Origin of the sequence: Longimicrobium sp. (assembly GCA_036389795.1) — a bacterium.
Classification (GTDB): domain Bacteria; phylum Gemmatimonadota; class Gemmatimonadetes; order Longimicrobiales; family Longimicrobiaceae; genus Longimicrobium.
Window position 1 is genome coordinate 1 of sequence record DASVWD010000194.1, and the last position, 6,822, is coordinate 6,822.

Below are 6,822 nucleotides of genomic sequence, written 5' to 3' on the forward strand. Positions count from 1 at the left end.
CAGCAGCACCTGGAAGGCGCCCAGCAGCGTCATGTACAGCGTCGCGCCCTCGCTCCGCCCCAGCGCCTGCAGCCGCTCCAGCAGTTCGAGGGAGAGCTCCACCGGGACCGACGCACCCCGGAACGTCTGCACCGCCGGGCGGGGATGATCGGTGGGCAGCTCCAGCAGCTCCGGCGCGCCCGCCAGGTGCTCCCGCCAGTACGAGAGCTGCCGATCCAGGGCCTCGCCCGCCAGCTGCTCCCGCTGCCACACCGCGTAGTCGGCGTACTGCACCGGCAGCTCGGGGAGCGGCGACTCACGCCCCTCGCGGTACGCCGCGTACAGCGCCGACAGCTCCCGGAAGAGCACCCCCATGCTCCACCCGTCGCTGACGACGTGGTGCATCGAGAGCAGCAGTACGTGGTCTTCCTCGCCCAGCCGCAGCAGCGCCGCACGGAAGAGCGGTCCCGCCGAGAGGTCGAACGCCCGCCGCGCCTCCTCCCCGGCGCGGCGCCTCACCGCCGCCTCGCCCAACCCCGACAGGTCCTCCACCGGCAGGGCGAACCCGCCGAAGGGCGCGATCACCTGCACCGGCGAGCCGTCCGCCGCCTCTGAGAAGACCGTCCGCAGCGCCTCGTGCCTGCGGACGATCTCGCTCAAGCTCCGCTCCAGCGCCGCCTCGTCCAGCGCACCCCCCAGGCGCCATGCCATGGGGAGGTTGTAGGTGGTGCTTCCCGGCTCCAGCCGGTCGATGAACCAGAGCCGCTCCTGCGCGAAGGACAGCGGCAGCGCACCCGCGCGCTCCACCGGCACCACCGGCGGCAGCACCGGCAGCTCCGCGCGGCGCATCTCCTCCACGCGCACCGCCAGCTCCGCCACCGTGGGTCCCTCGAAGAGCGCCCGCAGTGGCAGCTCCACCCCGAACACCTGCCGCACCCGCGACACCACCCGCGTGCCCAGCAGCGAGTGCCCGCCCAGCTCGAAGAAGCTTTCCTCCACCCCCACCCGCTCCAGCCGCAGCACCTCCGCCCAGATCCCCGCCAGCACCTCCTCGATCGGGGTGCGGGGCGCCACATGGCGCCCCTCTTCCGAGGCGAAGTCCGGCGCCGGCAGCGCGCGCCGGGCTACCTTCCCGCTCGGCGTCAGCGGCAGCGACTCCAGCACCACGACCGCCGACGGCACCATGTACTCCGGGAGGCGCCCCTTCAGGTGCGCCCTCAGCTCGGCGGGGGTGACCATCGCCGACTCGCCCGCCACCACGTACGCCACCAGCCGCCGGTCACCCGGCGCGTCCTCCCGCACCACCACGACGGCCTCGCGCACCTCCGGGTGGTCCGACAGGACGGCCTCGACCTCCCCCGGCTCGATCCGGAAGCCCCGGACCTTCACCTGCTCGTCGGTGCGGCCCAGGTACTCCACCTCGCCGCCCGGAAGCCACCGTGCCCGGTCCCCGGTGCGGTACAGCCGGCCCCCCGGTGCGCCGAACGGGTCGGGGACAAACCGTTCCGCGGTGAGACCCGGCCGCTCCAGGTAGCCGCGCGCAACCGCGTCTCCTCCCAGCAGCAGCTCGCCCGGCACCCCGATCGGCGCCGGCTCCAGGCGCGGGTCCAGCACGTAGAGCCGGGTGTTCGCGACCGGCGCGCCGATGCTCGGCAGCAGCGGCCACCCCGCGGGCTCACCCTCGAGCTCGCGCGCGCTGACGACGTGCGTCTCGGAGGGGCCATACTGGTTCACGAGCACGCACCCGGGCATCCGGGCGAACCAGCGTCGGATCGGCTCGGTGATGTGCAGCTGCTCGCCCGCGGTGATCACCTCGCTCAAAGAGGCGGGGGCGATCCCCAGCTCCACGGAGGCTTCGGCCAGGTGCTGCAGGGCGATGAAGGGGAGGAAGAGGCGCTCGATCCGCTCCGCTTCCAGGAGGCGCGCGAGCCGCGGCGGGTCGACGCGGATCTCCTCGGTGGTCAGCACCAGGGTGCCGCCCGCGCACCAGGTGGCGAAGATCTCCTGGAAGGAGACGTCGAAGCTGATGCTGGTGTACTGCAGCGTCACCGCTCCCGCGGGCGCGCGCCCCGAGCCCTCCTGCCAGGCGAGCAGGTTCACCAGCGGCCGGTGCGGCATCGCCACCCCCTTCGGCCGCCCGGTGCTCCCCGAGGTGTAGATGACGTACGCCAGGTTGTCGGGGCCGACCGGCACCCGCAGCCGCTCGCCACCCTCGCGCTCGATCTCCCCCGCATCCGCGTCCAGCCGCACCACCGTGGCCCCACCGGCCGGGAGCCGCTCCACCAGGCTCGCCTGCGTCAGCAGCACCCGCGCGGCCGAGTCCTCCAGCATGTACGCCAGGCGCTCCCCGGGGTACGCCGGGTCCAGCGGCACGTAGGCTCCCCCGGCCTTGAGGATTCCCAGCACCCCGACCATCAGCTCCGGGCTCCGCTCCAGGCACAGCCCCACGCGTGCGTCCGGGCCCACGCCTAGCCCGCGGAGGTGGCGCGCCAGCCGGTTGGCGCGCTCCTCCAGCTCGCCGTAGGTGAGGCTCCCGCCCGCGTGGCGCAGCGCCACCGCGTCGGGCGTGCGCGCCGCCTGCGCCTCGAACAGCTCGTGGGCGCAACGCTCCCGCGGGTACGCGGCGTCCGTGGCGTTCCACTCCGCCACCACCTGCCGCCGTTCCGCGTCCTCCATCAGCGCCAGCTTCGAGAGGCGCACGTCCGCATCCGCGGCGACCTCCTCCAGGACACGCTTCAGGTGCCCCAGCATCCGCCGGATCGTGCCGCGCTCGAACAGGTCGGTGTTGTATTCCAGCGAGGCGGTGAGGCCTCCCGCGTGCCGGCCCGTGAACAGCGTCAGGTCGAACTTGCTCGTCCCGCTGCCCCCCGCGTCCAGGCTCCGCAACTCAAGGTTCCCCGCAGCGCTTTCGGAGCGCTCCGCCTCCTGAAGCACGAACATCACCTGGAATAGCGGCGAGTAGCTCAGGGACCTCCCCGGCTGGAGTTCGGTGACCAGGCGCTCGAACGGAATCTCCTGGTGCTCGAAGGCGCCCAGCGTCATCTCCCGCACCCGCCGCAGCACCTCCCGGAAGCTCGGGTTTCCCGACAGGTCGGCACGCAGCACGAGCGTGTTGAGGAACAGGCCGATCAGCTCCTCCACCTCCCGGCGCGCGCGTCCGGCGATCGGGCTGCCCACCACCACGTCCTCGCTCCCGCCGTACCTGCCCAGCAGCACCTGGAAAGCGGCCAGCAACGTCATGAACAGCGACGCGCCTTCGCTGCGCCCCAGCGCCTCCAGGCGCGCCAGCAGCTCGCCCGACAGCGTGATCCCCTCGTGCGCGCCACGGTACGCCTGCACCGCGGGGCGGGGACGGTCCGTCGGCAGCTCCAGCAGCTCCGGTGCTCCGGCCAGGCGCTCCTTCCAGTACGCGAGCTGCCGGTCCAGGACCTCGCCCCCCAGCTGCTCGCGCTGCCACACCGCGTAGTCCGCGTACTGCACCGCCAGCTCGGCGAGCGGCGACTCGCCGCCCTCGCGGTACGCCGCGTACATCGTCGACAGCTCCCGGCGGAGCACCCCCATGCTCCACTGATCGATCAGGATGTGGTGCATGCACAGCAGCAGCACGTGATCCTCCACATCCAGCCGCAGCAGCACCGTATGGAAGAGTGGGCCCGTGGAGAGGTCGAACGCTCGCCGCGCCTCCTCGTCAGCGCGGCGCCTCACCGCCGCCTCGCGATCCGCCTCGCTCAACCCCGACAGGTCCTCCACCGGCAGGGCGAACCCGCCGAAGGGCGCGATCACCTGCACCGGCGAACCGTCTACCTCCGTGAAGGTGGTCCGCAGCGCCTCGTGACGCCGAACGATCTCGCCCAGCGCGCGCTCCAGCGCCGCCTCGTCCAGGGCTCCGCCCAGGCGCCACGCCGCGGGGACGTTGTAGACGGCGCTCTCCGGCTCCAGCCGGTCCAGGAACCAGAGCCGCTCCTGCGCAAAGGACAGCGGCAGCGCACCCGTGCGCTCCACCGGCACCACCGGCGGCAGCACCGGCAGCTCCGCGCGCCGCATCTCCTCCACCCGCACGGCCAGCCTCGCCACCGTGGGCGCCTCGAAGATCGCCCGTAGCGGCAGCTCCACGTCGAACACGGCCCGCACCCGGGACACCACCCGCGTCGCCAGGAGCGAGTGCCCGCCCAGCTCGAAGAAGTTGTCGCGCACCCCCACCCGCTCCAGGCGCAGCACCTCCGCCCAGATCCCCGCCAGCACCTCCTCCACAGGCGTCCGCGGCGCCACGTACCTCTCCTCCGCCGACGCGAGCTCCGGCGCAGGCAGCGCCTTGCGGTCCACCTTCCCGTTCGGCGTCAGCGGCAGCGCCTCCAGCACGACGAACGCGCTCGGCACCATGTACTCCGGCAGGCTCTGGCGCAGGTACGCGCGCAGCACGTCCGTCTCCACCTCGCCCACCACGTACGCCACCAGCCGCCTGTCCCCCGGCGGGTCCTCCCGCGCCAGGACGACGGCCTCGCGCACCTCCGGATGCTCCGCCAGCCGCACCTCGATCTCGCCCAGCTCGATCCGGAACCCACGGACCTTTACCTGCACGTCCAGGCGGCCCAGGTACTCCAGCGTGCCGTCCGCCATCCACCGCACCCGGTCGCCGGTGCGGTAGAGCCGCGCGCCCGGTGTGCCGCCAAAAGGGTCGGGGACGAAGCGCTCCGCGGTCAGCGCCGGGCGGTCGAGATAGCCGCGCGCCAGTCCGGCGCCGCCCACGTACAGCTCACCCGGGACCCCGATCGGCACCGGCCGCCACGCCGGATCGAGCACGTACGCCGCCACGTTCGGCAGCGGGCCGCCGATGGCCGCCGCGGGGCCCGACGCCCCGATCTGGCGGGCCGTGGCGTCCACGGTGCACTCCGTAGGACCGTAGACGTTGTAGATGCGGGTCGTGACGCGCGACATCCGTTCGCGCAGCTCCTCGTCCACCGCCTCGCCGCCCACCAGCACGAACCGGGGGGAGCCGTCGCGCCCCAGCCCCTCCGCCAGCGCCAGCCGCAGCAGCGAGGGAGTCATGTCCAGGGCATCCACCCGCTCCTGGTCCAGCCACGCCACCAGCGCGGCGGGATCGCGGCGGACGGCCTCGGGAACCACGCACAGCGCATGTCCCGCCAGCAGCTGCACGATCTGCTTCACCGACCCGTCGAAGACCAGCGGCGCGTTCACACCCACGCGCAGCGGGGCGGGATGCGCCGCGTAGATCCGCGCGTGGAGCGCCGAGGCCAGGTTCACCACCGAGCCGTGCCGAACCATCACCCCCTTGGGCCGCCCGGTCGATCCTGACGTGTAGATGACGTACGCCAGGTGCTCCGGCGTCAGGCCCAGGCGCGCGGGATTCGTCTCCGGGCGCTGCGTCCAGGCGCCGGCGTCCGCGTCCAGCGCGAACGCGGGGACGCCCAGCGAGCCGACGCGCTCGCGCAGCGACGCCTGCGTCAGCAGCACCACGGGCCGGCTGTCCGCCAGCATCTCGCGCAGCCGCTCCACGGGATACGACGGGTCCAGCGGGACGTACGCGCCGCCGGCCTTCAGCGCCGCCAGGAGGCCGGCGATCGCGTCCACGCCGCGCTCCAGGCACAGTCCCACGCGTGCGTCCGGCCCCACGCCCAGGTCGCGGAGGTGATGCGCGAGCTGGTTCGCCCGCCGGTTCAGCTCCGCGTACGAGAGCGCCGTGCCCTCGTAGACGACCGCCTCCGCCCCCGGCGTGCGCTCCGCCTGCGCCTCGAAGAGCTCGTGGATGCACCGGTCCGCCGGAACCTCGGCCGCCGTCCGGTTCCACTCCTCGACGACCGTCGACCGCTCGGCCTCGCTCAGCAGTTCCAGCCGCGAGAGCCGCGTGTCCGCGTCGGCGGCGACCTGCTCCAGCACGCGCTCCAGGTGCCGCACCATGCGCAGCGTGGTGTCCGGCTCGAAGAGATGGGTGCTGTAGTTCAGCTCTCCCCGCAGTCCGCGCGAGGTCGCCGTCAGGCTCAGCGACAGATCGTACTTGGCGTCCTCGAGATCCGCTCCGGCTCCGCCGACCTTCAGCCCCGCGAGAGCGCCTCCCGTGTCCCCCTCGTCGGCGTTCTGCAGCGTGAACATCACCTGGAAGAGCGGCGAGTGGCTCAAGCTGCGCTCCGGCTGCAGCTCGGCCACCAGCTTCTCGAAGGGCACGTCCTGGTGCTCGTACGCGCCCAGCGTGACCTCCCGCACCCGCCCCAGCACCTCGCGGAAGCTCGGGTCGCCCGACAGGTCGGTGCGCAGCACCAGCGTGTTGACGAAGAAGCCGATCAGCTCCTCCACCTCCCGGCGCGTGCGCCCGGCGATCGGGCTGCCCACCACCACGTCCTCGCCCCCACCGTACTTCGAGAGCAGCACCTGGAAGGCGCCGAGCACTGTCATGTACAGCGTCGTCCCCTCGCTCCGCCCGAGCGCCTGCAAGCGCTCCAGCAGCTCGGGGGAGAAGCTCACCGGCACGGTCGCGCCCCGGTACGTCCGCACCGGCGGGCGGGGGCGGTCGGTGGGCAGCTCCAGCAGCTCCGGCGCACCCGCCAGGCGCTCGCGCCAGTACGAGAGCTGCCGATCCAGCACCTCGCCCTCCAGCTGCTCACGCTGCCACACCGCGTAGTCGGCGTACTGCACCGCCGGCTCCGCCAGCGGCGACTCCCCGCCGTCGCGGTACGCCCCGTACAGCGCCGACAGCTCGCGGAAGAACACCCCCATGCTCCACCCGTCGCTGACGATGTGGTGCATCGAGAGCAGCAGCACGTGATCCTCGGCATCCACCCGCAGCAGCACCGCGCGGAAGAGCGGTCCCGCGGCGAGATCGAACGCCCG

General features: G+C 73.1%; 1 protein-coding gene. It reads right to left on the reverse strand.

Features of this window, described 5'->3' with window-relative positions:
* Positions 1–6,822, reverse strand: a 6,822-nt coding sequence (locus VF746_23685) for an amino acid adenylation domain-containing protein (GenBank protein HEX8695435.1), incomplete at both ends; no start/stop codon positions are given.